General features: G+C 65.6%; 23 protein-coding genes. 14 read left to right on the forward strand and 9 right to left on the reverse strand.

Features of this window, described 5'->3' with window-relative positions; translation table 11 throughout:
• Entirely contained in the window at positions 1-576 is a 576-nt protein-coding gene (locus tag K0B96_RS00915; RefSeq protein WP_220162762.1) for a TMEM175 family protein, read from the forward strand.
• A 49-nt stretch (positions 577-625) separates the two neighbouring features.
• Here K0B96_RS00915 and K0B96_RS00920 read toward each other — a convergent pair whose 3' ends face one another.
• The 3 genes from K0B96_RS00920 to K0B96_RS00930 form a co-directional block, all read right to left on the reverse strand.
• Positions 626-1012: a response regulator gene (locus K0B96_RS00920; protein ID WP_220162764.1), complete on the reverse strand. Its 387-nt coding sequence runs from the start codon at positions 1010-1012 to the stop codon at positions 626-628.
• 166 nt (positions 1013-1178) lie between these two features.
• The gene (locus K0B96_RS00925) at positions 1179-1487 is read right to left on the reverse strand and encodes a YhbY family RNA-binding protein (protein ID WP_220162766.1); all 309 of its coding nucleotides are present in this window, start codon (positions 1485-1487) and stop codon (positions 1179-1181) included.
• Between the two features lie 81 nt (positions 1488-1568).
• A complete protein-coding gene (locus tag K0B96_RS00930; protein ID WP_220162768.1) occupies positions 1569-2258 on the reverse strand; it encodes a pseudouridine synthase in 690 nt (229 codons plus the stop codon).
• Positions 2259-2400: 142 nt separating this feature from the next.
• Here K0B96_RS00930 and K0B96_RS00935 point away from each other — a divergent pair, with 142 nt between their 5' ends.
• The 7 genes from K0B96_RS00935 to K0B96_RS00965 all read left to right on the forward strand — a co-directional run bounded on the left by K0B96_RS00935 (position 2401) and on the right by K0B96_RS00965 (position 7849).
• Positions 2401-3702, forward strand: coding sequence for a sugar ABC transporter substrate-binding protein (locus tag K0B96_RS00935; protein ID WP_255558787.1), 1302 nt, complete (start codon positions 2401-2403; stop codon positions 3700-3702).
• A complete protein-coding gene (locus tag K0B96_RS00940) occupies positions 3699-4589 on the forward strand; it encodes a carbohydrate ABC transporter permease (RefSeq protein ID WP_220162770.1) in 891 nt (296 codons plus the stop codon). The genes K0B96_RS00935 and K0B96_RS00940 overlap by 4 nt, the downstream gene beginning before the upstream one ends.
• Positions 4586-5461: a carbohydrate ABC transporter permease gene (locus K0B96_RS00945; protein WP_220162772.1), complete on the forward strand. Its 876-nt coding sequence runs from the start codon at positions 4586-4588 to the stop codon at positions 5459-5461. Before K0B96_RS00940 ends, K0B96_RS00945 begins: the two co-directional genes overlap by 4 nt.
• 69 nt (positions 5462-5530) lie before the next feature.
• Positions 5531-5695, forward strand: coding sequence for an SH3 domain-containing protein (locus K0B96_RS00950; protein WP_220162774.1), 165 nt, complete (start codon positions 5531-5533; stop codon positions 5693-5695).
• 54 nt (positions 5696-5749) lie between these two features.
• On the forward strand, positions 5750-5977 hold the full coding sequence (vapB, locus tag K0B96_RS00955) for a type II toxin-antitoxin system antitoxin VapB (protein ID WP_220162775.1): 228 nt from the start codon (positions 5750-5752) through the stop codon (positions 5975-5977).
• Positions 5978-5994: 17 nt separating this feature from the next.
• Positions 5995-6393, forward strand: coding sequence for a type II toxin-antitoxin system tRNA(fMet)-specific endonuclease VapC (gene vapC, locus K0B96_RS00960; RefSeq protein ID WP_220162777.1), 399 nt, complete (start codon positions 5995-5997; stop codon positions 6391-6393).
• A gap of 289 nt (positions 6394-6682) precedes the next feature.
• Positions 6683-7849 carry a cation:proton antiporter gene (locus K0B96_RS00965; protein ID WP_220162779.1) on the forward strand — a complete coding sequence of 389 codons (1167 nt, stop codon included), beginning with the start codon at positions 6683-6685 and terminating at the stop codon, positions 7847-7849.
• Positions 7850-8052: 203 nt separating this feature from the next.
• On the opposite strand, the gene K0B96_RS00970 is transcribed toward K0B96_RS00965, so the two are convergent.
• Positions 8053-8379, reverse strand: coding sequence for a hypothetical protein (locus K0B96_RS00970; protein WP_220162781.1), 327 nt, complete (start codon positions 8377-8379; stop codon positions 8053-8055).
• Between the two features lie 132 nt (positions 8380-8511).
• Entirely contained in the window at positions 8512-9141 is a 630-nt protein-coding gene (locus K0B96_RS00975) for a hypothetical protein (RefSeq protein ID WP_220162783.1), read from the reverse strand.
• A 63-nt stretch (positions 9142-9204) separates the two neighbouring features.
• On the opposite strand from K0B96_RS00975, the gene K0B96_RS00980 reads away from it, so the two are divergent.
• Positions 9205-10188 (forward strand): helix-turn-helix transcriptional regulator, encoded by a 984-nt coding sequence (locus K0B96_RS00980; protein WP_220162785.1) that lies wholly within the window; start codon positions 9205-9207, stop codon positions 10186-10188.
• A gap of 339 nt (positions 10189-10527) precedes the next feature.
• Here K0B96_RS00980 and K0B96_RS00985 read toward each other — a convergent pair whose 3' ends face one another.
• Positions 10528-12903 carry a glycosyl hydrolase family 95 catalytic domain-containing protein gene (locus tag K0B96_RS00985; RefSeq protein WP_220162787.1) on the reverse strand — a complete coding sequence of 792 codons (2376 nt, stop codon included), beginning with the start codon at positions 12901-12903 and terminating at the stop codon, positions 10528-10530.
• A gap of 250 nt (positions 12904-13153) precedes the next feature.
• The gene (locus K0B96_RS00990; RefSeq protein WP_220162789.1) at positions 13154-14653 is read right to left on the reverse strand and encodes a sensor histidine kinase; all 1500 of its coding nucleotides are present in this window, start codon (positions 14651-14653) and stop codon (positions 13154-13156) included.
• A 228-nt stretch (positions 14654-14881) separates the two neighbouring features.
• Between K0B96_RS00990 and K0B96_RS00995 the strand changes: the two genes are divergently transcribed.
• Positions 14882-15958 (forward strand): Gfo/Idh/MocA family protein, encoded by a 1077-nt coding sequence (locus K0B96_RS00995; protein WP_220162818.1) that lies wholly within the window; start codon positions 14882-14884, stop codon positions 15956-15958.
• Here K0B96_RS00995 and K0B96_RS01000 read toward each other — a convergent pair.
• Positions 15939-17030 (reverse strand): Gfo/Idh/MocA family protein, encoded by a 1092-nt coding sequence (locus K0B96_RS01000; protein ID WP_220162820.1) that lies wholly within the window; start codon positions 17028-17030, stop codon positions 15939-15941. The genes K0B96_RS00995 and K0B96_RS01000 overlap by 20 nt on opposite strands.
• Before the next feature lie 114 nt (positions 17031-17144).
• Here K0B96_RS01000 and K0B96_RS01005 point away from each other — a divergent pair, with 114 nt between their 5' ends.
• The 4 genes from K0B96_RS01005 to K0B96_RS01020 all read left to right on the forward strand — a co-directional run bounded on the left by K0B96_RS01005 (position 17145) and on the right by K0B96_RS01020 (position 21579).
• Positions 17145-18386 (forward strand): cytochrome P450, encoded by a 1242-nt coding sequence (locus K0B96_RS01005; protein WP_220162822.1) that lies wholly within the window; start codon positions 17145-17147, stop codon positions 18384-18386.
• A gap of 78 nt (positions 18387-18464) precedes the next feature.
• The gene (locus K0B96_RS01010; RefSeq protein ID WP_220162824.1) at positions 18465-19400 is read left to right on the forward strand and encodes an MJ1477/TM1410 family putative glycoside hydrolase; all 936 of its coding nucleotides are present in this window, start codon (positions 18465-18467) and stop codon (positions 19398-19400) included.
• Positions 19401-19576: 176 nt separating this feature from the next.
• A complete protein-coding gene (gene mgtE, locus K0B96_RS01015; protein ID WP_220162826.1) occupies positions 19577-20959 on the forward strand; it encodes a magnesium transporter in 1383 nt (460 codons plus the stop codon).
• A gap of 50 nt (positions 20960-21009) precedes the next feature.
• On the forward strand, positions 21010-21579 hold the full coding sequence (locus tag K0B96_RS01020) for a hypothetical protein (RefSeq protein ID WP_220162828.1): 570 nt from the start codon (positions 21010-21012) through the stop codon (positions 21577-21579).
• A gap of 178 nt (positions 21580-21757) precedes the next feature.
• On the opposite strand, the gene K0B96_RS01025 is transcribed toward K0B96_RS01020, so the two are convergent.
• Positions 21758-24640 carry a hypothetical protein gene (locus K0B96_RS01025; RefSeq protein ID WP_220162830.1) on the reverse strand — a complete coding sequence of 961 codons (2883 nt, stop codon included), beginning with the start codon at positions 24638-24640 and terminating at the stop codon, positions 21758-21760.
• Positions 24641-24786 lie beyond the last annotated feature (146 nt).

Below are 24786 nucleotides of genomic sequence, written 5' to 3' on the forward strand. Positions count from 1 at the left end.
ATGCACAAAGGGCGGCTCGAGGCGTTTTCCGATGGGGTGATCGCGATCATCATCACGATCATGGTGCTCGAGTTGAAAGTGCCGCATGACGTGGAGTTCCGAGCGCTCCTGCCGTTGTGGCCGGTGTTCGGCAGCTACGTGCTGAGCTTCGTTTACGTGGGCATCTACTGGAGCAATCATCATCACCTTTTCCAGGCGGTGCAGCACGTGAAGGGTGGCGTGCTGTGGGCGAATTTGCACCTGTTGTTCTGGTTGTCGCTGTTCCCGTTTGTAACGGGGTGGATGGGTGAAAACCATTTCGCGCCGGTCACGGTCGCGTTGTATGGCGGCGTGCTGATCATGGCGGCGGTGGCGTATTATATTTTGGTGCGGGCGTTGCTCGCGTGTCATGACGCGGGGTCGCCGCTGGCGAAGGCGATCGGGACGGATTTCAAGGGGCGCGTTTCGGTGGTGTTTTACGCCGTGGGCATCGCGTTGGCGGCGTGGCTGCCGTGGGCGGCGGTGGCGCTGTTTGCCGCGGTCGCGGCGATGTGGCTCGTGCCGGACCGACGGATCGAGCGGCAAATGGAGACGTAGCGCGGCGGGGCGGCGGCGCACGAAGCGAAGCTGGCGAAAACGAGGGCGGCTAGGGCGCTTTCGAGTTAGCTTGCGGGCGCCCGGTCGCGTCGTGGATCGCCGCCACAAGCTCCGTCAAACTGAACGGCTTCGAGAGCGTGTAATTCGCTCCGATGCCCTCCGCCATTCTGAGGTAAGTGCTGGCGTTGACGGATCCGGACATCGCGATGATCGGGAGGCTGGGCCGGTCGCGCTTGAGGGCGGCCAGCACTTCGGTGCCCTCGACGTTCGGCATCACCATGTCCAGAATCACGAGGTCGACGCTGTTGTTTTCGCAGACCGTGTCGACGTTGAGGCCGCTGGGCAGTTCGATAATCGTATGGCCGAGCTGCTGCAGACTCAACGCGAGGTTGCCGCGTAATTCGTCAGAATCGTCGACCAAGAGAATGCGCGCCATTTCGCGTAATGTGATTCCCTGGGGCAGGTTGTCGAGGGCGCGGAAAGGAGAATGACGGATGACGGAAGACGGATAACAAATGACGAATGAGGGCGTCGTGAGAGTGCGTCGGGCGCGGCGCGGGCGAGTGATGCGCGAGATGCCGATGCGTTTCGCTGCCACGCAATCAGGGCAGCGGGATGGTGCGCGCGGCGGGGTCGGGTTGCTGGCGGTAAAAGAGCGCGGTGTGGCCGACGGCACCGACGAGCACGCAGCGGCCTTCGTCGGCAATGCGCGCGCAGAGTGTGGCGCGTTCGTCGCGCTCGGTGGCGAGAAAGCGGAGTTTGACGAGCTCGGTCGCTTTCAGGCGGCGTTGGAGTTCGGCGAAAAACTCCGGCGTGAGGCCGCCTTTGCCGAGCTTGAGGGCGGGCGGGAGGTTTTGGCCGAGGCCGCGCAGATAGGATTTTTGCGCGCCAGTGAGCGGAAAGTCATACATGCCGCACGGATGGCAGGAATCGGCGCGGGGCGAAATGTCTAAATCACGGGGCCGGCAAACGCGGCGGAAGCTGCGGCGCGCTCAGAGCGCGTCGAGCGGGAGTTCGCGCCAGGCGCCGGGGGCGAGGCCGGCGAGGTCGAGCGCGCCGAAGCGTGTGCGGTGCAGCGTGAGCACGGTGGCGCCGGCGGCGGCGAACATGCGGCGGACTTGGTGGTATTTCCCCTCGGTCAACGTGAGTTCGGCTGCGCGGGGCGAGAGCAGGGTGAGTTGCGCGGGCGCGCACGGCTGTTTTTCGCCTTCGAGCTGCAGGGTGCCGGCGGCGAAGAGCGGGATGAGATCGGGCGAGAGGTCGCGGTCGACGGTGGCGCGGTAAACTTTCGGGACTTTGTGCCTGGGCGACGTGAGGCGATGCACGAGCGGTGACTGATCGGTGACGACGAGGAGGCCGCTGGTGTCTTTGTCGAGGCGGCCGACGCTCGTGAGCACGGGGTTGCGGGCGCGCCAGCGGGGCGGAAAGAGCGAGTAGATGCTGGGCCCTTCGCGTTCCTCGTGCGAGCAGACGAGGCCGAGCGGCTTGTGCAGGAGGAGCAGCAGGCCGTCGGAATGATCGAGCGGCAGGCCGTCGACGCGCACGTGGGCGGCGGGCGCTTTTTGACTGGAGTCGGTGGCGATTTTTCCGGCGATGGTCACGCGGCCGGCGTCGATCCACGCGCGGGCTTCGCGGCGGCTGCAGTAGCCGAGGTTGGCGAGGAGTTGGTCGAGGCGGCGCATCGGCGGGAGGGCGCTACGTTTCGCGCGCCGCGGAGAGCGGGCGAACAAAAAGCGCGCGGTGAAAACATCCGCGCGCGTAGGAGCCGCGAAGCACGAGCGCACGGGGGAGAAAGTTTTTCCCGGCGGTTGAGTTTCCGCGGTCATGAGGCAGGGTGCGGCTCGTATGTGGTGGCGTTGCGCACAGTTTCCCCTCCTGGCGCTTGCGCTGGTTTTTGTTCTGACCGGGGCGTCGTCGCGCGCCGCGCGCACGTTGCGCATCTGGGGCCACCAAGGGCAGGAAGGCGAGAATCACGCGATGCGCGAAATCGTGGTGGCGTTCAACCGCGCCCACGCGGCGGAGGGCGTGAGCGTGGAGATTTCGTTTTTCCCGGATTTTCAATACACGGAAAAGATCGCCATCGCGGCGGCGGCGCACGATCTGCCGGATGCGTTCGAGGTCGATGCGCCGTTGATCGCGCGTTACGTCGATGCGGGGTTGCTCGCGCCGCTCGACCGCTGGTTCGGGCCGGCGGACCAGACGGATTTTCTGCCGACGCTGACCGAGCAGGCGAAGATCGCGGGGAAACTCTACTCGGTCGCGGCTTACGATTCGGCGCTCGTGCTGTATTACGATCGCGCGATGCTCGCCGCGGCCGGGGTGGCGCCGCCGCCGGCGGACGGTTGGACGTGGGAGGAATTTCTCGCGGCGTGCGCGAAGGTGCGGGCGGCGGGCGTGGAGCCGGTCGCGTTGCATATGAACGAGAGCGCGGACGAGTGGTTCACGTATGCGTTCACGCCGGTCGTGTGGTCGGGCGGCGGGAAACTGATTGCGGACGACGGGCTGCGCGTGCGCGGGGTGCTGGCGAGCGCGGCGAACATCCGCAGCCTCACGCTGTGGCAGACACTCTTTACGCGCGGTTTCGCGGCGACTGATCCGGTGGACCCGAATCCGTTTGGGCACGGGAAGGCGGCGATGGATTGGAGCGGGCACTGGATGGCGCAACTGCATTTGGAGGCGAAAGGCGCGCAGCTCGGGGCGGCGCCGCTGCCGCACGTGGGCGCGCAACCGGTGGCGCCGTGCGGCAGCTGGTGCTGGAGCATGTCGGCGCACACGAAGGACCCGGAGCTGGCGGCGACGTGGCTGCGGTGGGTGACGAGCACGCAGCACGGCATCGTGCCGCTGGTGCGCGCGAACGGTGCGGTGCCGGCGCGGAAGTCGGCGTTTGGCGAGTTTCCGAAATACCAGCGGCCGCCCTACGCGTTGTTTCGCCGGCAGCTCGAAACGTTTGCGCGACCGCGGCCGCAGACGCCGTTTTACGCGACGCTGACGCAGCACTTCGCGGCGGCGTTGCGCGACATCGCGCGCGGCGCGGACGTGGGCGGGCGCCTGCGCATGGCGGAGAATGAAATTCAGAAGGAGATCGACCGGCGCTCGGCGCACGGATCGCGGGAGGCGGCGCGATGACGGCGTGGGAAAAATCCCGGGCGCGGGCGGCGCCGTGGTTTTTGCTGCCGGCCCTCGCGTTGCTGGCGGTGTTTGTCGTGTGGCCGATGGTGCGCGCGGCGGCGTGGAGTTTCACGAGCGCGGACCTGCTCGCGCCGGAGCGGGCGCACTGGCTGGGCGCGGCGAATTACTCGGAGCTGCTGACGGATGCGCGCTTCCGCCGGGCGTTTGGCAACACGGCGTTGTTTGCGCTGATGGTCGTGCCGGTGCAGACGGTGGTGGCGTTCTTTCTCGCGTTGTGGGTCAACCGGCCGGAGCCGGCGTGGCGCTGGTTGCGCGCGGTGTTTTTCATTCCGGTGATCGTGTCGACGCCGGTGCTCGCGGTGTTGTGGACGCTGCTTTACCAACCGGCGCAGGGCGAGCAGATGGGGTTGATCAACGCGATGGTGCAGGCGATCGGCGTGCCGCCGCAGGCGTGGTTGCGCGATCCGCATCTGGCGCTGCCGGCGATCGCGTTCATGTCGGTGTGGCAGGGCGTGGGGTTGCAGATGATGGTGTTTCTCGCGGGCCTGCAGGCGGTGCCGGGAGAGTTGCTGGAGGCGGCGCGCATCGATGGTGCGGGCGCGTGGGGGCGGGTGCGCCACGTGATCATCCCGAGTGTGCGCAACACGATCGTGTTTGTCGTCACGGTGACGACGGTCCTGGCGTTTCGGATTTTCGTGCAGCCTTACCTGATGACGCGCGGCGGGCCGGGGCGCAGCACGCTGTCGCTGATCCAGTCGATCTATGAGACGACGTTTCTCGGGCAGGATTTGGGGCGCGCGTGCGCGGCATCGTTTCTGTTTTTGATCTGGGTGGCGTTTCTCACGCTCCTGCAACGGTGGATCGCCGGGGAGGAACGGGGATGAAAGCTCCAAGCAGCAACGTCCAAGCTCCAGGCTTCGCGCGCAATCGAGCGTTGGGGCGCGCGGCGGTGAAGTGGCTCGTGAGTGTTGCGGTGGCGTTGGTGTTTCTGGCGCCGCTGCTGTGGATGGTGCGGGCGTCGTTTACGGAGGAGCCGAGGATTTTTCTGCCGGGGTTTGGCGGCTGGTTCGATGGCTGGACGGTGGGCAATTACGCGGACGCGTGGCGGCGGGCAGGGTTGGGGCGAGGGTTGGCGAACTCGGCGTTGCAAGTGGCGATCATCGCGGGCGCAGGGCTGATCGTGAACGCGATGGCGGCGTATGCGTTCGCGCGTTTCGTGTTTCGGGGGCGCGACGTGCTGTTCGCGGGCGTGGTGATCCTGATCGTGCTGCCGATCGAAGTGCTGGCGGTGCCGTTGTTTTTCACGGCGCGCGATCTGGGACTGACGGGCGGTTTCGGCGCGGCGATGGCGGGGCTCTCGGTGCCGTTCGTGGCGAAGGCGTTCAACATCTACTTCCTGCGGCAGCATTTTCTGTCGTTGCCGATGGAGTTGGAGGAGGCGGCGGCGATCGACGGAGCGGGCGTGTGGCGGCAGTTCTGGACGCTCGCGCTGCCGGCGGTGAAGCCGGCGCTGGCGACGGTGGTGCTGCTGGACGTGCTGACGCACTGGGGCGATTTCTTGTGGCCGCTGATGATCAGCACGCGGGCGGAGACGAGGACGGTGCAGCTCAGCCTGGCGAATTTATTCACGCAGCCGCCGTTGCAATGGGGCGACATCCTCGCTTGCGCGGTGCTGGCGACGTTGCCGGTGATGCTGCTCTTCCGCTTCTTCCAGCGCCACATCGTGGCCACGGAAGCACGCGCGGGGATCAAGTGAGGGGGCGGGGTCGAGGCTTGGAGAAGTTTGGCGCGCGGGAGCCGAGCAGGGTAGGTCAAGAGTCAAGGCATGCGGTTTTATGCGCGGTCTGACACCGCCCAGCAAACCACGCCCTTGGCAGCCGGCGCCATGGGCACGATGGACAAAAGCTTCCTCGGCTGGACCCGCCTCACCTTCGAAAACGGCCAAACCGGCTGGGTCCGCCAATCCGAACTTGTCCCGCTGTGGCGGTAGCGTCGAATCGCGATTCCGCTTGCGGATATATACCACCGGTATAACCGTGCCCGGATGGACACCGCCAAATTATTCAAAAACGGTCGGAGCCAAGCGGTCCGCCTCCCGCAGCAATACCGATTTCCCGGTGATCAAGTGTTCATCCGTCGATTCGGCAAAGCCATCGTGCTGTTACCTGAAAAGAACTCTTGGGATGTTCTGATTGAGAGCACCAAGGAATTTTCAGACGACTTCCTGGCCGGGAGAAACCAAGGCACAAGCGATAAGCGCGAAGCCCTGTAAACGGAAAGCCGATGGGCATGAGATACCTCCTCGATACCGATATCTGCATCTATATCATCAAACAAAGACCCGCGTCCGTATTCAAGAGGTTCAAGCCCATCCCTGTTGGTGACATCGGAATTTCATCCATCACCTACTCGGAATTGTGTTTTGGGGTGAGCAAAAGCCAGCAGGTAGCGCGTAATCTTGCAGCCCTGCAAAGCTTCGTCAGTCCCTTGGAAATCATTCCCTATGACGATACCGTTGGATTGTTCTATGGCAAAGTCCGGCACGAGCTGGAAAGTGCGGGCAAACCCATCGACCCACTCGATACTTTGATCGCAGCTCACGCCATGAGCTTGGCAGCGATTCTCGTCACCAACAATGCCAAGGAATTCCGCCGGGTGCAGGGCCTTGCCGTGGAAGTTTGGGCCTGACCGCCACTCCACCATGACGGACGGCAATGATAGCGGGGCAAGGGCGGAGTAGGGAACGGGGAAGCTTGCAGCATTCTTTCGGTGGATCGTGTGGGGGTGCCGCGTTCGGTGGCGGATGGGGCGGTGGGTTGTGCGTGTCGCGTTTGAAGAGAGCGAGGGAGCGCAGGCTGCGGGCGATCGGCGGTCGCGGCTCGGGATATGAGACGTGGCGGGGTGATTGCAGTCGCGCAGGGCGTTGGGCGTTGTGCGGCGGCGGGGAACTGGGGGCGGGCGGGGGATTCCATAGGGGATGGTGGCGCTGCTTGTGTTTGGGGTGACTTTGCTCGCGGCGGTGCTGATCTCCGAACTCGCGGATCGCACCATCGTCTCGACGGCGGTGCTGTTTCTGCTCGCGGGCGTCGCGGTCGGGGGCGGCGGGTTTGGGTTGATCCGGCTCGAACCGGATTCGCCCGTCGTCGGTCACCTCGCCAACTACGCGCTCGTGGCGGTGTTGTTCACCGATGGCATGAAACTTGGCTGGGGACGGCTGCGGTCGGCGTGGGTGCTGCCGGGGCGGGCGTTGTTGCTGGGGCTGCCGCTCACGATGCTCGCGACGGCGTTGCTGGCGCATTTCGTGGCAGGGCTGTCGTGGCTCGATGCGTGGCTCGTGGGCGCGGTGCTGTGTCCGACCGATCCGGTGTTCGCGGCGGCAATCGTGGGGCGGGAGGGCGTGTCGCGGCGGTTGCGGCATTTGCTGAACGTGGAGAGCGGGTTGAATGACGGGCTGGCGTTGCCGATCGTGCTGGGGATTCTGGCGGTGGGCGGCGTGGCGGAACGCTCGCTGGGGCTGCACGTGGTGGAACTGGCGGGCGGTTGCGCGCTGGGTGTGGCGGTGGCCGGCGGCGCGCTGTGGGTGGCGCGGCTGCGGTTCTTCGGGATCGCGCGGTCGCATGAGCCGTTCCTGCTCGTGGCGATCGGGTTGATGGTGTTTGCGCTGGCGCCGCTCGTGCACGCGAATCCGTTTCTCGCGGCGTTCAGTGCGGGGGTGACGATCGCGACGATGCGGCCGGAGGAAACGGAGGAGAACAACGCGTTTGCGGAACAGACGGCGGAGTTGCTCAAGCTGGGCGCGGTGCTGGTGTTCGGGGCGTTGATCACGCCGCAGTTGCTGCACGCGGTGCCGTGGACGGGCTATGTGTTCGCAGTGCTCTCGCTGGTCGTGGCGCGGCCGATCGCCCTCGGGCTGGCGTTGGTCGGCGGAAAACTCACGGGGAGGGAAAAGGTCGCGGCGATGTGGTTTGGGCCGAAGGGATTCGCGTCGGTGATTTACGGTTTGATGGTGCTCAACTCCGGCGTGGCGGGTGCGGTGCGGTCATTCAACCTCGTGGCGATCGTGGTGGCCGGATCGATTTTGGCGCACTCGTCAACCGATGTCGTCGTGGCACGGTGGCTGGAACCGAAGGCGAAGGCGACGTGACGGCGCGGCGTCCGGAAAACCCGGATGCATCCAAGGGGAAACGTCGCGCGGGAAAGGCAGCGGCCGGCCGGGGTTTGGCGCGCGTCGGGAAGATCGACGCGCGCGGCGAAGGAGGGACGACACCGGGGAGACCGTAGGGAAAAGGCGAAAAAAAACGCCGGGCCCCGCGGCCCGGCGTTTACCGTCAACTAGGAAAAGGAAACTTAGAAATCTTCGGGCAGATCCATCAGCCGGCGCGCTTCGCGCTCGCGGCGGGCGAATACGAGGGCGGCCTTCATGCGGCGCATCTCCGAGAAGAATACGGTGACGCCCAAGCCGCAGATCAACGCGTAGATAACACCGACGCGGCCCCACGCGCCGAGACCCGGCACGCGGAACAGCAGCGCACCCACTTCGACGGCCAGGATCACGGCGGCCACCACCATGCTGGTGCGGACGGGCCCGTGGGCCGGCGCCACCAACGTCGAGCCGACATAACGGACAAAGGAGTGGGCCAGGCGGCCGGAGGAGGAGTGGGGAGTAGAGGACATACGTTTAGGAGTAACTGGCTCCACAGTATTCCAGATTTCCCCAGAGTTCCATAGGGGCGCCCCTGATTTTTTGGGGCGGTGTGATAAATCTCTTGTCTTCGCGAACCTGCGCCGCACGAAGCGGCGAAAAAATTATGCGGCGAGGGCGGAACAATCGCGTAAAAGCGTGTTTTCGCTGAGCACGGCGCGGCGTTCGAAACGCAAAACGGCGGCGGGCTGCCAGAGGGCGGCGCGGATGGGCGCGAGGAGGCGGCGCGGCAGATCGGGGTCGGCGACGCGGCCGAGAATCGCGAGGGTCGAGCGGGAGGCGGGGAGGCCGAGCCACTCCAGCACGCCGAAGACGCCGGCGCGGTCGTGAACGGCGGCGAGCTCGGACCAGCGCGGCGCGGCGGCGCCGCGGAGTTGGACGTGGGCGGCGACGAGCGGCAGGAGGGCGGGCGTCTCGCTGAGCTCGGCGAGGAGGGCGGGGCAGCGCGTGATGACCGCGAGCGCGGCGAGGCGGCCGAATTTGAACGAGCTCACGAACGCGCGCTCGGCGGCGGGCAGAAATTCCAGATAACGCTGCCACTTGGCGGCATCGAGCATGACCACGCCGGCGATGAATTCGGCGGACGAGGGATCGGGTTCGTAGGCGACCCAGCCGCCGTCCTGCTCGACGGTGAACTCGACCTCCGGCCACGCGGAGACGCGATGCAGGCGGCCGAAGTGAGACCAGGTGAGTTGCACGGGCGCGGCGACTTGGGTGGCGGAGGAGCGTTTCATGGCCTGAGAATAACGCAGCGCTGGGACATTGCCTGTCCCACCCGAGCCGCTATTTTGCGCCTCATGACTCCTGCCGCCCGTTTGTCGCGTCCGCCACTTGAACGCATGTTGCGCATTCACGAAGAGCTGCGGCGCGGGGCGCTGACGAACTGCACGAAGTTGACGGAGTTATTGGAGGTGTCGCGCAAGACGGTCGTGCGCGACATCGCGTTCATGCGGGACCGGTTGGATCTGCCGATCGAATACGACGCGCAGATCCAAGCGTATCGTTACACGCATCCGGTGAACGCGTTTCCGACGGTGCAGGTGACGGAGGGCGAGTTGATGGCGCTGCTCGTGGCGCGGCGGGCGCTGGAGCAATACGAGGGCACGCCGTTTCACCGGCAGCTCAAGATCGCGTTCGAGAAGCTGACGGGCGGATTGAAGGACCGGATCTCGTTTTCGCCGGCGGAGGAGCTGGGGTCGGTGTCGTTCAAGAACATCGGGCTGGGGAAGGCGGACGTCGCGGTGTTCAACGCGTTGAGCGGGGCGGTGCTGCGGCAGCACGCGGTGGAATTCGATTATCGCAAGCCGGGCGAAAAGAAGGCGGCGCGGCGCAAGGTGGAGCCGTATCATCTCTCGCACCGCGAAAACCTGTGGTATCTCGTGGGACTCGATGGGGAGCGCACGGGGTTGCGGACCTTCGCGCTGCCGCGCATCGCGGCGGTGCGGGTGATGAACAAAACATTTCAGCGGCCGCGGGATTTCTCGCCGGAGAAGTTTTTTGCAAACGCGTTTGGCGTGCTCGGCGGCGAGGGCAACCACGTGGTGGTGGTGCGGTTTGACGCGACGGTGGCGGATCACATTCGCGAGCGCGTGTGGCATGAGTCGCAGGAGATGCGCGAGCTGGCGGGCGGGGTCTTGGAACTGACGTTGCGCCTCGGTGCGCTGCCCGAGGTCGAGCGCTGGGTGCTGGGCTGGGGCGCGCACGCGGAGGTGGTGGCACCGGCGGAATTGCGCGAGCGGTTGCGGGCGTCGGCGGCGACGTTGAGTCGAATGTATAAATGAAAAGAACGTGCGCCCGCGAATGGGGTGAAGGAGGCGACGCGACGCGGAAGCGCGGGAGATGGGCGCGCCCGCGAATGACGCGAAACGACGCGAATGGGCGGAGGGAACGTGCGGAGGCCGGCCGCAGCGATTATCGCTGAGCTGAAAATCGTGATTTGAAGCGGAGTCGCGGAAACGCGAAGCGGCGGAGACGCAAAGACGTATAGGGGCGAGCGACGAATTTGGACTATCGGACGCGTCAGCGACGGGAAGGTGGGCCGTGCGCTCCGCGCGCGGCTTGGAGGCAGCGTCGGCGCATGAGCGACCGCGCGGAGCGCACGGTCCACCGGCGGGGGCGGGTCAGCGGGCGGTGAAGTCGAGGGTTTCGCCGACGCGGGTCGCGAGGGTGAGATGGGTGCCGCGGAGACGGCGGCGCACGCCGCGTTGGCGGACGACGAGGGTGCGACCCCACGGATTCACGAGCCGCAGCGGCTGGCCCGCTTCGGACTTGATGCGGATCCATTGGACTTTACCGGCCGCGAAGCACGCGCTGACGAGGAAGGCGCCGACGGCGCGCAGGGTCTGAAACTGGGCGCGGCCGTTGGCTTTCTTCCAGTTGGGAAAGAAGCGCAGTTCGCCGCTGTAGCTTTGCAGCAGGCATTCGTTGAGCACCACGGGGAGCGCGAAATTTTCGATCCAGATGCCGAGGTGCTTCATGTAATCGTTCGGCATGGCGTCGTCGTAGCGGCCGCCGGCCTGGAGCGTCATGTCGGTGAACGTGCCGTTGGCGATCTGGCAGTAGCGCAACTGGCGCTTGAACTTTTCGAGGTCGAGCAGGCCGAGGCGCGCGCCTTGGAGATTGAGGAAGACGAGGTCGTTGCCACCTTCGTTCTGCTGGTGGCGCCAGGTGTTGGCGGCGAGCGCGTAGGTTTCGGGCGGGGAATGCAGGCCGTGTTCCTCGCCGGGGAAAACGGGGAGGAGCGGATTGGGGACGTTGTAGATCGCGTCGGGCGTGGCGCCGGTGACATCGGTCCAGACGCGGCCGCCGCGTGGGCTGCGTTGCTGCGGATACTCGGGAAAGTGCGCGAGGATTTCCTCCACCTCGGCGCGCAACGCGGACTCGGACGCTTCCACGTCGAGCGCGCGGCAGGCGTCGAGATAGGCGCGGAAAGTGAACTTGATGAGGGCGAGATCGGCGATGGCGTCGCTGAACGCGGGTTCGCCGAAGTGCTCGGGCCAGATCTCCGGCGACTGCGTGGGATGGACGTGGAATTTGTTGTCCTGCCACGGCGAAGTGGGGCCGTGGGCGTCGGGGCGGCGAAGGTAGGCGTTGAGAAAAAGGACGACCTCGCGGATCGGGCCGAACGCGCGCATGCGCAGGAACTCGCGATCCATCGAATAGAGGTAATGCCACCAGAGGCCTTGCACGGCCCACGCCACCGGCGCGAGGTGGTTGCCCCAACCGAACCATGGCACGGGTATCGAAGGCGTGGCGACGGGCCAGTGGCGCTGGGCGATGAAGGCGCCGGGGAGTTGGTAGAAGTGGCGGGCCCAGCTTTGCGCGACCGGCAGGATCAGGTCGATCATGTCGGCGTAGGGGAGATTGTTCGCGAGGTGGTTGCTGGAGAAGGTGGACCAGAACACCTGCTGCGCGTTGTAATCCATCACGTATTCGCCGGACCAAAGCGGAGCGCCGGTGGGGACGGGCCAGTTGCCGTAGAGCGTGGGGCAGAGGGCGCCGGGTTGCGTGGCGCAGTGGAGGAAATACTGGTTGCGATACCACGTCTCCTCGAGGAAGTCGTCGTCGAGGAGCACGCCGGACTGGCGCCAATACTGTTGCCACGATTCGCGGGTGGCGTGGGCGGCGCTCTGGAAACTGGCGCGATCGGCGCGGGGGGCGGGCGGGGTGGCGTCGGGGATTTCGGAGGCGAGGCCGTGGGTCAGTTCCACGCACGCGAAAAACGCGCCGCGACCGGCGAGGTTGGCGGGCGGGAGTTGGTAAGGCTGTTTCGGCGCGGGTGCGCGGAGGCGGTGGTGGGTGCGGCAACTCAGCACGAACGCGTGATCGTGGGCCGCATCGGCGACGAGCCCGCCGAGGATCTGGCGGAACGCGAGTTGATGTGAATCGTGCCACTGGCGGGCGGGCAGGCCGTCATGCGGCGTGAGCGCGAGGCGCAGAAAAGGCGACGGTGCGGGTTGGCCGCGTGCGTCGACGACATGGAGCCACAGGCGATCGGCGCGGGAATCGATGAACGCCTGCAACGTCACGGGGCGGCCGTGGACGAGGAAGCGAATTTCGAGGAGGGCGGTGTCGAGGTGGAGCGTGTGGCCGAGCAGTTCGGTGTCGCGGCGATCGAAGCCGAGCAGGAGCGAGCCGCAGGACCACGGGCGCGGCGCGTGGGTTTCGGACGGGCCGGTGGCGACTTTATTATACGCCTCAAGCCACGTGCGGTCGCCGGATTTGTAACGCGACCACAACTCCTCGAACGTGCCGCATTGGTCGAGTGGCACATGCGCGGCGCGACGGTCGATGACACTGTTGTGGCCGAAGAAAAACTTGACGGAGTCGGGTCGCGTGGTGGCGATGACGCCGAGGCGGCCGTTGCCGAGCACGGCGCCTTCGAAGAAATTGGTGGCGGGAATTTCGCGGCGGAGCGCGTGGCGCGCGGCACGGCGGACGGCATCGAAGGAGCGGGGGGAGGGCGCCATTGCGGCGGACTTTGCTTTCGTTTTCATCGGGGGAGAACTGGGCGCGAGAAAGGCAGCTTCGCCGTGCGGTTCAACTATAAGCCGGCGGCTGGTATTCGTTGCAGAAGTGGCCGACCGAGTGGAGGGGGACCGCGCAAAATCAGAGAGAGGGGACGAACACGAGACGCACTGTCAGCGGGGTGAGGGCACCCCGCCCACATGCTATCAGTGGGGTGAGGTCAACCCGCCCACATTTTTGCGGGTGCCAGCTTGCTGTTGGCACGGCGGTTTCCTCTGGTCAGGCGGGGAACTCGATCCAGAAGCGGCTGCCGGCGGGTTCGTTGTCTTCGATGCCATAGCTCCCGCCGAGACGGGTCATCGCGGTGGCCACGATGGCGAGGCCCATGCCCATGCCCGGAATTTTCAATTTGGGATGGAGGCGTTCGAACATGCCGAAGGCGCGGTGGCGCGACTGCGGATCGACACCGATGCCGTTGTCCTCAAACCAAACACGGCGGCGGCCGGCCTTTGTTTCGGCGAAGATGCGCAGGTGCAGGGATACGTCGGTGCAGCGGAATTTCACCGCGTTGGAGATGAGATTGAAAAAGACCTGATCGAGGGCGGCGCGATCGGCGCGGACCCGGCCGAGGGGCGCGAGGAGTTCGAATTGGAGGTCCTGGGTCTCGCTCTCGCGCCGGACGCGCTCGAGGGCGAGAAGGGCGACTTCGGTGAGGTCGACGTCTTCGAACGCGAGCGGACCCTGTTGCGCGCGAGTGTAGCCGAGCAGGTCGCTGATGAGGCGCTCGAGCCGGTCGGCGGAGGCGGCGATGCGGTGGATGTGGCCGGCGGCTTCGGGTGGGAGCGAGGGTGCGAAATCGAGTCGCAGGATGTCCGAGTAACTGGAGATGGCGCGGAGAGGCGCGCGCAAGTCGTGGGCGATGGCGTAGCAAAACGCCTCCATCTGTTTCGTCTTTTCCTGCACGGCGGTGGTGCGTTGGGCGACGAGCCGTTCCAATTCTTCGGCGGACAGTTTAAGGACGGAAATATCCTGGCACAGATCGATAAAGGAGAGTGGCCGGCCCTCGGCATCGCGGAGGAGGGCCATGCTGTTTTGCACCCACAACAGCGTGTGATCGGCGCGTTGCATTTGTTTTTCCACGACGACGCTGGTGCGTTCGCCGGTGAGCAATTGATCGATTTGCGCGCGCACGTGGTCGCGATCGGACGGCGTCGTGAGCGAGACGAGTTCGCGGCCCGGAAGGTCTTCCATGGCATAGCCGGTCATCGCGCAGAACGTGGCGTTGACCTGCTGGATGCGTCCGTGGAGATCGCTCAACACCATGCCGATGGGCGCCTGCGCGAAGGTGGCGCGAAACTGGGCGTCGCTCGCGTGCAGCGCTTGCTCGAGGGTTTTATAGGGCGTGGCGTCGCGGACGATTTTGGCGAACCCGCTGATGCGGCCCGCGTGGTCTTTCAAGGCGACCATGCGGCCGGTGGCGAAGAGGCGGGAGCCGTCCTGGCGCACGTGCCAGCGTTCGTCGTTGGCCTGGCCTTCGCGGATGGCGCGCGCCATTTCCTGTTCGGGCACGCCGCGCTCGATGTCGCCGGGGGTGAAAATGATCCGCCCGTTGAGGCCGACCGCGGCGGACTCGGAGTAGCCGAAGATCTTTTCCGCCCCGGCGCTCCACTCTGTAATGGTGCCATCCGCGGCCATGAAAAAAATTGCATAGTCGCAGGCGGTTTCGAGGAACAGGTTGAAGCGCTGTTCCAAGGTGAGTTGCTGGGATGGAGCATCCATTTGTGAAAAGCAGGTCAAAATTGCGCTTCGCCCGTTCCTCTCGGGCGCCCCGATGATGCCATGGGGGCGCGAGCCGAGGGGCGGCATCAGGAAAAGCTTGGGGCGCGGGGACACCGTGCGGGCACCTGCATCCGGGCAACGACTTGGCGATCCTCGAAGCTACTCTCCGGCACGGAAAACGGGCTAAGGATTGCCTTCCAGACCCGAACTCAGTGCGAATGGGAGCCGATGGCTAACCTCGATACAGGAGAGTTTTCCCGCCCGGTCGGATTCGGCATCGTGGGATTGGGAATGATCGCGGGATTTCACGCGCGCGCGCTGGCGGAGACGACTGGCGCGAAACTCGTCGGCGTGGTGGCGCGCGAGGCGGCGAAAGCGCAGGCGTTTGCGGCGCAGCATGGTGGCGGGTGGGCGACTGACTCGGTGGAGGAATTGGTCGCACGGGCGGACATCGACGTGGTGATCATCGCGACGCCGAGCGGGGCGCATCTGGAGCCGGCGTTGGCGGCGATTCGCGCGGGGAAACATGTGCTCGTGGAGAAACCCATCGAGATTTCCGTCGAGCGTACGGATGCGCTGCTCGCCGCGGCGGACGCGGCGGGTGTGCAGGTGGGCGCGATTTTCCAGAGTCGCTTCGGCGCGGGGGCGCAGGCGTTGAAGGCGGCGGTGGACGCGGGGCGCTTCGGGCGGTTCGTGCTGGCGAGCGCGAATGTGAAATGGCACCGCGCGGCCGATTACTATCGCGGGTGGAAAGGCACGCTCGCGCTCGATGGCGGGGCGGTGCTGATCAACCAAGGCATTCACACGGTGGATCTGTTGCAATGGCTCGCGGGGATGCCGGAGACGGTCGCGGCGTGGACGGCGCGGCGCGTGCACACGCAGATCGAAGGCGAGGATACGATGACGGCGATGCTGCGTTTTCCGCACGGAGCGCTCGGCACGATCGAGGCGACGACGGCGGCGTGGCCGGGATGGCAGCGGCGCATCGAACTGTGCGGGGAAAACGGCTCGGCGTTGCTCGAGGACGACCGGCTCGTGCGCTGGGATTTTCGCGACGTGCAACCCGGCGACGAGGCGGTGCGCGCGAGCGCGGTGGCGGAAGGCGCGCCGAGTGGCGGCGCGGGCGCGGCGAACCAGATCAGCTACGCGGGGCATCAACGGCAGATCGCGGATTTCGTGGCGGCGGTGCGCACGGGAAAACGCGTGGCGGTGGACGGCCGCGAGGCGCGCAAGGCGGTGGCGCTCGTGCGCGCGATTTACGAATCGGCGGCGGCGGGTGGCGCGGTTACGCGCGTGGCACCGTGATGTGACGTGCGGCGAGTTGCGCGCGGAGGCAGAGTTCGGCGGCTTTGAAGGCGTGGGCCTGCGTCATGGCTTTTTCGGTGCCGTGCAGGCAGTCGAGAATGAGTTCGCCGAAAAAGCGGAAGCCGACCTGGCCGGCGGCGTTGATGTAGCGTTCACCGGCGTCGTCGACGAGGAAGACGTGGTCGCCGGTTTTCTCGCGGGCGACGTCGACGTATTTGCGCAACTCGATGTAGCCCTTCGTGCCGAGGATGACAGTGCGGCCATCGCCCCACGTGCTCAGGCCCGCGGGCGTGAACCAGTCCACGCGGATGTAGTTGGACGTGCCGTTGTCGCCGAGAAGTGATGCTTCGCCGAAGTCCTCGAACTCGGGCGTGTCGGCATTGGCGTAGTTGGCGACGGCGGCTTGCGTGATGGTGGCGTCGGCCGCGCCGGAGTAGGTGAGGAATTGCTCGAACTGGTGGCTGCCGATGTCGCACAGGATGCCGCCGTATTTGGCGCGTTCGTAGAACCACGCGGGGCGGCCGGATTTCGGGCCGATGCGATGCGGGCCGAGGCCGAGCACCTGAATCACGCGGCCGATGGCGCCGTCGCGCACGAGGTCGGTGGCGAGCATGGCGGATTCGACGTGGAGGCGTTCGCTGAAATAGACGGCGTATTTGCGGCCGGTGCGCGCGACGGTGGCTTGGGCGGCGTCGAGCTGGGCGAGGGTGGTGAAAGGGGTTTTGTCGGTGAAGTAGTCTTTGCCGGCCTCCATGACGCGGCAACCGATCGGGCCGCGGTCGCAGGGGATGGCGGCGGCGGCGACGAGTTTCACGTCGGGATCCGCGAGGATTTCGTCGAACGAACGCGCGACGCGGACGGAGGGAAATTTGGCGCGAAAGGCATCCACCTTGGCGGCGTCGGCATCGTAAACCCACTTGAGGGTGGCGCCGGCTTCGAGGAGGCCGTTGCACTGGCCGTAGATGTGGCCGTGTTCGAGGAACGCGGCGGCGATGGGGAACTCGCCCGGTTGCACGACTGGACGCGGTTTGCCTTGGGGGGCGTAATTCATGCCGTCGCTTTTCTGAGTCATGCGGAGAACGCTCGGCGGCGCGGCGGCGGGGGCAAGCGTGTTTCGCGGCGAGGCGGGGAGGCGCGGAATTTTCTCCTCACGACGCGGCGGGATGGCTACGGCTGAGGTTGCTGTATGAGCCGCCCCACGATTCCCGCCGATTTGGATGAGTTGCTGTGTTCGCCCTTCATGCTGTCGGATCCGTTTCCGGCGTATCGCCGTTTGCGGCGGGAGGCGCCGGTGGCGTGGAGTGAGCGGTGGCAGGCGTGGGTGGTGTCGCGTTATGCGGAGGTGGGGCCGTCGTTGAAGGACAAGGAATCGCTTTCGAACGAGAACCGGCAGGCGTTGCTGTTCGAAGGGCTGGCGCCGCAGGAGAAGGAGGATTTGAAAACGCTGCGGCACTACTTTGCGCAGAAGGATGTCATCGGCTCGGATCCGCCGGATCACACGCGCATGCGCGGGCTGGTGCAAAAGGCGTTCACGCCGAAAGTCATCGCGTCGCTGCAGCCACGCATCGAGCGATTGGCCGAGGAGCTGGTGGGCGCGGCGGCGGCGAAGGGCGAATTCGACTTCGTGCAGGAAGTGGCGCATCCGCTGCCGGTGGTGTTGATCGCAGAGCTGCTGGGCGCGCCGCCGGCGGACCGGGAGTTGTTCAAGACCTGGTCGGCGGACATTTTGGGTTTCCAGGGCTCCGGGCGCACGGAATACGCGACGGCGATGGTGTCGCAGCGCAGCCTGACGGCGTTGTTCAACTACATGACGGCGTTGATCGAGGCGCGGCGGAAGGAGCCGCGCGACGATCTGATCAGCGTGCTGGCGCTCGCGGAGGATCAAGGCCGGCGATTGAGCCGCGACGAGCTGCTCGCGACATGCAACACGATCCTCACGGCGGGGCACGAGACGACGACGAATCTCATGGGGAACCTCGTGCGCGAGCTGCTGCGGGCGCCCGGCGCGTGGGCGGCGGTGAAAGCGGAGGCAGGGAAAATCCCCGGCGCGATCGAGGAATCGTTGCGGTTGGATGCGCCGAAGCAGCGGAATTTCCGGCGCATCAAACGCACGCACGAGTTCGCGGGCGTGACGTTGCCGGAAGGGCAGATGATCTTCCAACTGATCGGCTCGGCGAACCGGGATGAGGGGGAGTTCGCGGACCCAGATCGCTTCGATCTCGAACGCGAGAATGCGGGCGACCACCTGAGTTTCGGGGCGGGCATACATTTTTGCCTCGGTGCGGGGCTGGCGCGCGCGGAGGCGGCGACGGTGGTCAAAGCCCTGATGCGCCACGCGCCGGACGCGCGGCTCGGCGAGCGCGGCTACACGTGGCAGGAGCGCATCCAGTTTCGCGGGCCGGGTGCTTTGTGGGTGCGGACGCGGTAAGCGCGTCCCGGCGGAGGCGGGCCTTGCTCCCCGCCGTCGGCGCGCGGGAGGATTACCGCAGATCAATTGATTGAACCAATGATGAAGTTTCTCGTTTCCGCCCTATGGTTTGGAACGCTCGGCGCGATCGGCGTGGCCGGGGCGACGACGACGGAGCGGCCGGCGACGTTTGCGTATGTGTTGCAGGCGGAGGGACTGGCGGCGACGAAGGCGGGGGCGGTGGCGCAGCTCGCAGCCTCCGGGCGCGACTGGCTGGTGCTCGATGCGATGTTTGGCGACGGTGTGCCGTGGGAGCGAGGCGACCTCGACGCGATGCGAAGCGCGCGGGAGGGGCGCAAGATCGTGGCGTATGTTTCCATCGGTGAGGCGGAAGACTATCGGCCTTACTGGCGCAAAGAGTGGGGCACGGGCGGACACTTGACGGGCGCGGCGCCGGAATGGCTCGAAGGAGAGAATCCCGAGTGGAAGGGAAATTATCGGGTGAAATACTGGCGCGCCGACTGGCAGCGCCTCGTGCTGGCCGTGATCGACGACGTGATGGCGCGGGGCTTTGACGGCGTGTATCTGGATATCGTGGATGGGTTCGAGACCTTCGAGGAGCGACCCGGCGGGCAGTTGATGAATCCGGAAACCAAGCAGAGCTATCGTCGCGACATGGTCGAATGGGTGAAAGTCATCGCTGCGCGGGCGCGGACGAGTCGGCCGGAGGCGCTGGTCATTCCGCAGAACGGCTCGCAGTTGGTCGCGCAGCCTGATTTTTTGGCGGTCATCAGCGGTATCGGTATCGAGGATTTGTTGACCGACGGGGATAAACTGCAGACGAAGGCGCACACCCGCGAAGTGGCCGGACACTTGGAGAAGATGCGCGCGGCGGGAAAGCCGGTGTTGCTGGTCGAATATCCGCGGCGCGCAGACCGGCGGGCGTGGGTGTGGCAGCAGGGTCGAGAACACGGCTGGGCGGTGCTGGTGACGGACCGGGAATTGCGGACGCTGGGGTGGGCTGGGAACGAGTGAGGGCGCGGGTTGGCGGGATGACGATCGGGTGGGTCGGCGTCAGGGGAGACGAGCGTGACGTGCCAGGCAGCTGCGCGGCGGAGCGCACGGGCGACCGGGATGGTGGAAACGGCGCGGGCGGAGGTTTTGCGAGCGAGGCGTTGCCATGCGGCGCTTGAAGTGCCTCGCTCCCGCGCATGCCCGCGCAAGCGAACGTCAAAGTGGAACTGCTCGCTCTCCTGGCCCGGAGGGATGTCGCCGGCATGCGCAAGTATTGCGAACCGTGGCTGCCGGCGGATTTGGCGCCGATCATCGCGGACCTGCATGTCGAGCAACTAGCGTTGCTGTTTCGCGCGACGTCGCGCGAGCTGGCGGTGGCGACATTTCCGTATCTCGACACGGAGGCGCAGCGGAAACTGCTGAAGACGTTGAGCCAGGAGCAGGTGGCGGCGTTGCTGAACGCGTTGCCGCCGGATGATCGCACGGCGTTTCTGGACGAACTGCCACTCGATGTGGCGATGCAGTTGCTGTCGTTGCTGTCGCCCGAAGAGCGGGCGGTGGCGACCTCGTTGCTGGCGTATCCGGAGAACAGCGTCGGCCGGATGATGACGCTCGATTACGTGGCGGTGAAGCCGGACTGGACGGTGGCGCAGGTGCTCGAGCACATCCGGCACTTCGGCTACGACCGGGAGACGTTGAACATGGTTTACGTGCTCGATGAGCACGGGCGGTTGATCGACGACGTGCGGGTGCGGCGCTTCCTGCTTTCGCCGCTGGAGCGGCCGGTGCGCGAGTTGATGGATGGCAACTACACGACGCTGTTTCCGACCGACGACCGGGAGACCGCGCTGGAGACGTTTCGCAAATTCGACCGGGTGGCGCTGCCGGTCTGCGACGAGCAGAAGAAGATCATCGGGATCGTGACGGTGGATGACATGCTCGACGTGGCGGAGGAGGAGGCGACGGAGGACATCCAGAAGTTGGGCGGCAGTGAGGCGCTCGACGAACCTTACACCACGATCGCGCTGTCGCGGATGATTCGGAAGCGGGCGAGCTGGCTGGTGGTGTTGTTTTTGGGCGAGATGATGACGGCGACGGCGATGGGATTTTTCGAAGAGGAGATCGCGAAGGCGGTGGTGCTGGCGTTGTTCGTGCCGCTGGTGATCAGCTCGGGCGGCAATGCGGGCTCGCAAGCGGCGACGCTGGTGATTCGCGCGCTGGCGTTGGGGGAATTCAAGTTGCGCGACTGGTGGTCGGTGATGCGCCGGGAACTGGTGGCGGGTGTGGCGCTCGGCCTGATCCTGGGCGTGATCGGATTTCTGCGGATCGCGATCTGGTCGGCGTTCTCGGGGATTTATGGTCCGCATTGGCCGTTGGTCGGAGCGACGGTGGGACTGGCGTTGGTGGGGATCGTGTTGTGGGGTTCGCTGGTGGGCTCGATGCTGCCGCTCGCGTTGAAACGCCTGGGCTTCGATCCGGCGACCTCGAGCGCGCCGTTTGTCGCCACGCTGGTCGACGTGACGGGGTTGATCATCTACTTCAGCGTGGCCTTGTTGATCCTGCGCGGGACGATGCTGTGAAGATGTCGCGTCACTTGACCACGCCAGCCGGCGTCGTAACGCTTCCTGCCATGAAATCCCTGCTCGGACTCACGCTGCTGGTGCTCGGTGCCTCGATCGCGGGAGCGCAGCCGGATCCGGGCCTGGCGGAGAACTCGCCGTTTTTGCCGCCGAATTCAGCCGCGGCCCCGACCGCGGAGGCGACGCCGCTGGAGTTGCGCGGGATCCTGACGATGGGGAGCAAATCGTCGTTCAATCTTTACGATCCGGCCACCAAGACGAGCGAGTGGGTCGGGCTGAACGAGCAGGGGCAAAAGTTTACGGTGACAAATTTCGACGCGGGCAATGATCGCGTGACGGTGAATTACCAAGGGCGCGTGCTGACGTTGACGCTGCAGCAGCCGAAGATCGTGGCGGCGCCGGTGGTGCAAGGTCCGCCGTCGCAGACGCCGACGCCCATGCCGGCGGCGGTGCTCAATCCCACATCGACGGACGAGGCGCGCCGCATGGAAGCGGTCGCGGCGGAGGTGCGGCGGCGCCGGGCGTTGCGCTTGCAAGCGGCGGCGGAGGCCTCGCGTCCGCCGGGGCAGCCCGGGGCGAACAATGGCGGGCGTCCGCCGCAGCCGCCGGCGCGGCAGTAAGACGCGGCAGGCCGGCGTGCGGCGGATTGACGCGGGCGGGCGGAGCGCAGCAGAGCCAGAGAGAATAGACGCGGTCGTGACCGCCCGTCCTGCGCTTTCGGCCGATCCCCGGGAGGAAAACGCCGCGGGCAGCGAATGTTGAGCGATGAGGTGCGGTGCCAAAGTTTGCGGCGACGTGTTAGTCCGGGACGACATACGCTTCGAACAGCACGGCGCCCGTCGAACCGTCCTTGCTTTCCAGATGCACGGTGTAGACGCCGGCGGCGAGATTATAGACCAAGGCAGCGTCGTGGCTTCCATTATTCAAGGCGAACGCGCCGGCCTGAAGGGCGGCGTCGGCGACGGAAACTTGCTGACTGCTGACCATGCCGCCCGGTGGCGGATCCCACGAGGTGGACCAATCGTCGCTGCCCGCCATCAGATTTCCGCCGGCGTCGAAAACGCGCAAACGAGGATTCTGGCAGACGGGCACGGCGCCGAGAAAACGCGCCAGTCCAGGACCGACACCGCGAAGCAAAATCGGCTGTGGGAGATCGCTTTTGAGCACAAGCCCGATGATAAGCCGTTCGTCGGGACGGGAGAGTGCGCCGCGGATGGAAAGATTGACGGCCTGGGCGGCTGGCGCGCCGTCCGGTGAGGCGAGCCCGTAAATTTCCGCCAAGGTTTCACCCTCGGTTTGATCTGTGATCGTGATGGTGTAGACGCCCGGCGGTATGGGCAACAACAGCGCACAATCGGCCGAACCAGCCGCGAACGGAAATGCGCCGGCTTCACTTGCACTCGTTGCGAGCCGGGTGATCTCGTTCGCGGCATTGTTGGACCAGCCGGTGTTGCTCGCGAGAAAGACATCCGGACTGTGGCGCAATGTGAGAGTAGGATGGAGCGACGGATTTGGCACGCCGTAGGCGGCGAGAGCCGGACCGGCGCCCCGCAGCAAAAAGGAGCCGCCGGTGGCGACAACGAATCCAGCGATGACCGCCCGATCACCTGAACCGCCGACGGCACGGGCGGACAAGTTGCTCAACCGCGCGGCGCGGGTGTAACTCGAATGCACCGCCACCAAGCTATCCTTGCCGCCACCTCTGCCGCCGAGGTTGACGCGGAGAACGCCTTCGGGGGTGAAGGAAATCAACGCATACTTGCTGGCCGAAGAGTAAAGCGGAACCTCGACCTGTTGCTCGAGGAGCGCGGGATTGAGGTCGACGGCGGGCGCCGCAACGCCGACGCCACGCCCAGAAAGCAGGCCGGCCAACGTGCCGTCAGGAAACAGGGCGGCGTCGATCTTTGCACTGTCGACGATCAGGCCTTCGCGGGTGCCGCGATACCAGCCTACGCGCGCTCCGCTCGGCAGACGGGCCGGCGCGAACGTGAGTGGACCCAACGGTTGGCCGCCCCACGAGGCGGCCACGCCCGTGGCGTCACAGTGCAGCGTGAGCGGAGTGGCCTCACTGGGATCAGAACTCCAGATGATTCCTGTATCCCACGGGAAAATGCCGGCGGGATCGAGCCGGTTGTGCTGGGTGATTTTCCATCCGGAGACGGAGAGGAAGCGCACCGTGCGGTCTGGGGTCAGTTCGAGAAGAAATTTGTCTCCCGAGCCAAGCGGCAGCGTGCCCGTGTAAAAACCCGGCTGAATTGGAGAAGGAGCAGTGACCGCAACCTTGATCGGAGGGCTGAGAATAGTGCCTTGGGCCGTCGTGGCCTGGAGACGATACTCACCTGCGTCCCCCGGAGTTGCGGCGGCGACGGCAAAGGAAAAATCCGCTGCGGCAGGAGCGACCTCGACGTCATCCTTGATCCAAGTGAGCGTGCCGCCCCCGTTGATATACGGAGCGGCAGCAAAGGAACCGGGGTAGCTTTCATACCATGTCACGGACGCGGGAGTCTCGATCGTAGAGGCGGCAAACTGCACGTCAGACGTTGGCGGCACGGTGGCGCGATTGCGTTGGGCGGCATCGCCGTTGGGTTGCGCCCAAGAATCCGCGGCCGGGGGCTGCCCGATATGATACGCACTTAAAGTGATGCCGCCATAGACGCGACCATCCGCGCCGAGCGTGAAAAACGTGCCGGGGGCCGGAGCGCGCCAGACGACAGTGTGAGCGGCGTTGCGCAAAGTGAGTTGAGCGCCGTCGGCGCAGACAACGCCGCCATCGGCCGTGAGCGCGAAGGCCGTTTCGGGCCAGCGCCGGAAGCCAAAACCGCGATAGGGTACCAAAAGCGTGCCGCGGTTGGTCGCTAGGAAGAGTTCGCCGGAAGCGGACACCAGGCCATAACTCGTCCACTCGTCACCTGCCTCGGAGCCCGGCACAATGACGGAGTACGCGGTGCCGATCCCGAAAGGCTCGGTCCAGCGAATCATTGATTCCCCGTCCTCGTCATTTAGCACGATGCTTTCGCCGCGAGGACCAAGACCCACCTGCCGTGTGACGCTGGCAGACTCGCCCCAACGAGTATGATCCGCAAACTCGTCCCGCCGTACCAAGTGGCCCGTGGGTTCAAGCACATGAACTTGTCCAGTAGATTGAACGATGCGGATCAGCCCGTCGTGGTCGACAATCGCAAGAGGCGACCAAGTGGGAGGGTTGGTATCTGACTCTCCAAGGCCTGCATTACCGGTGGAAGACGGCCAAAGCAGCGAGCCGTCCAACCGGAATGCATATCGGGAGCTAGACGTCAGAACAATGAGCAGATCGTCCGCCAAGCTCAGACAGCAAGGGCTGCTGGAAAAAGGCATCGCCCGGGACCAGCGTAGTGACCCAGTGGGAGAATAAGAACGCAGCTCCGTGGGGGTAGTGACGTAGACGTTGCCGTCCTCGTCGACCGGCAACCGTTGGGGACGGTTTGGCGCCACGATCCCGGCCCGCCACAGTTCGTTGCCATCGGAAGAAACCGCCACCAACGAATTGGCACTTCGGGCGAGGATGATACCGTCGGGCGTGATCGAAGGGGCAGTGACCAACACCAGATCGGAGGTCCAAAGGCAGGTGCCAGGCTCCGCCGAGGTCTGCGCGAAAGCGGAAGTCGTCAGGATACAAACGAGCAGTGCCTCGTACAGACGCATCAAGCACGCCTAGTTTGCGCACTACCAGCGCGCGAGGAGATTTCTCCGTGAGATCGGGCAAACAGCGTGCGTGGTCACGTTTCCTGCGCGGCCTCGGCGAGGAGTGGGTTTTCAGTCGAGCGATCAACCTCGCGCCGCGGCAGCGG

The sequence above is a fragment of the Horticoccus luteus genome (assembly GCF_019464535.1).
GTDB classification, from domain to species: Bacteria; Verrucomicrobiota; Verrucomicrobiia; order Opitutales; family Opitutaceae; genus Horticoccus; species Horticoccus luteus.

Excerpts from the sequence above, each read along its gene's own strand:
- K0B96_RS01010 (WP_220162824.1), top strand. The coding sequence starts at position 18,465 with ATGATGAAGTTTCTCGTTTCCGCCCTATGGTTTGGAACGCTCGGCGCG.
- K0B96_RS01000 (WP_220162820.1), bottom strand. The coding sequence starts at position 17,030 with ATGACTCAGAAAAGCGACGGCATGAATTACGCCCCCCAAGGCAAACCG.
- K0B96_RS00925 (WP_220162766.1), bottom strand. The coding sequence starts at position 1,487 with ATGTATGACTTTCCGCTCACTGGCGCGCAAAAATCCTATCTGCGCGGC.
- vapB (WP_220162775.1), top strand. The coding sequence starts at position 5,750 with ATGGACACCGCCAAATTATTCAAAAACGGTCGGAGCCAAGCGGTCCGC.
- K0B96_RS01020 (WP_220162828.1), top strand. The coding sequence starts at position 21,010 with ATGAAATCCCTGCTCGGACTCACGCTGCTGGTGCTCGGTGCCTCGATC.
- K0B96_RS00970 (WP_220162781.1), bottom strand. The coding sequence starts at position 8,379 with ATGTCCTCTACTCCCCACTCCTCCTCCGGCCGCCTGGCCCACTCCTTT.
- K0B96_RS00995 (WP_220162818.1), top strand. The coding sequence starts at position 14,882 with ATGGCTAACCTCGATACAGGAGAGTTTTCCCGCCCGGTCGGATTCGGC.
- K0B96_RS00935 (WP_255558787.1), top strand. The coding sequence starts at position 2,401 with ATGAGGCAGGGTGCGGCTCGTATGTGGTGGCGTTGCGCACAGTTTCCC.
- K0B96_RS00915 (WP_220162762.1), top strand. The coding sequence starts at position 1 with ATGCACAAAGGGCGGCTCGAGGCGTTTTCCGATGGGGTGATCGCGATC.
- K0B96_RS00930 (WP_220162768.1), bottom strand. The coding sequence starts at position 2,258 with ATGCGCCGCCTCGACCAACTCCTCGCCAACCTCGGCTACTGCAGCCGC.
- K0B96_RS01005 (WP_220162822.1), top strand. The coding sequence starts at position 17,145 with ATGAGCCGCCCCACGATTCCCGCCGATTTGGATGAGTTGCTGTGTTCG.
- K0B96_RS00990 (WP_220162789.1), bottom strand. The coding sequence starts at position 14,653 with ATGGATGCTCCATCCCAGCAACTCACCTTGGAACAGCGCTTCAACCTG.
- vapC (WP_220162777.1), top strand. The coding sequence starts at position 5,995 with ATGAGATACCTCCTCGATACCGATATCTGCATCTATATCATCAAACAA.
- K0B96_RS00950 (WP_220162774.1), top strand. The coding sequence starts at position 5,531 with ATGCGGTTTTATGCGCGGTCTGACACCGCCCAGCAAACCACGCCCTTG.
- K0B96_RS00975 (WP_220162783.1), bottom strand. The coding sequence starts at position 9,141 with ATGAAACGCTCCTCCGCCACCCAAGTCGCCGCGCCCGTGCAACTCACC.
- mgtE (WP_220162826.1), top strand. The coding sequence starts at position 19,577 with ATGCCCGCGCAAGCGAACGTCAAAGTGGAACTGCTCGCTCTCCTGGCC.
- K0B96_RS00965 (WP_220162779.1), top strand. The coding sequence starts at position 6,683 with ATGGTGGCGCTGCTTGTGTTTGGGGTGACTTTGCTCGCGGCGGTGCTG.
- K0B96_RS01025 (WP_220162830.1), bottom strand. The coding sequence starts at position 24,640 with ATGCGTCTGTACGAGGCACTGCTCGTTTGTATCCTGACGACTTCCGCT.
- K0B96_RS00945 (WP_220162772.1), top strand. The coding sequence starts at position 4,586 with ATGAAAGCTCCAAGCAGCAACGTCCAAGCTCCAGGCTTCGCGCGCAAT.
- K0B96_RS00980 (WP_220162785.1), top strand. The coding sequence starts at position 9,205 with ATGACTCCTGCCGCCCGTTTGTCGCGTCCGCCACTTGAACGCATGTTG.
- K0B96_RS00920 (WP_220162764.1), bottom strand. The coding sequence starts at position 1,012 with ATGGCGCGCATTCTCTTGGTCGACGATTCTGACGAATTACGCGGCAAC.
- K0B96_RS00985 (WP_220162787.1), bottom strand. The coding sequence starts at position 12,903 with ATGAAAACGAAAGCAAAGTCCGCCGCAATGGCGCCCTCCCCCCGCTCC.
- K0B96_RS00940 (WP_220162770.1), top strand. The coding sequence starts at position 3,699 with ATGACGGCGTGGGAAAAATCCCGGGCGCGGGCGGCGCCGTGGTTTTTG.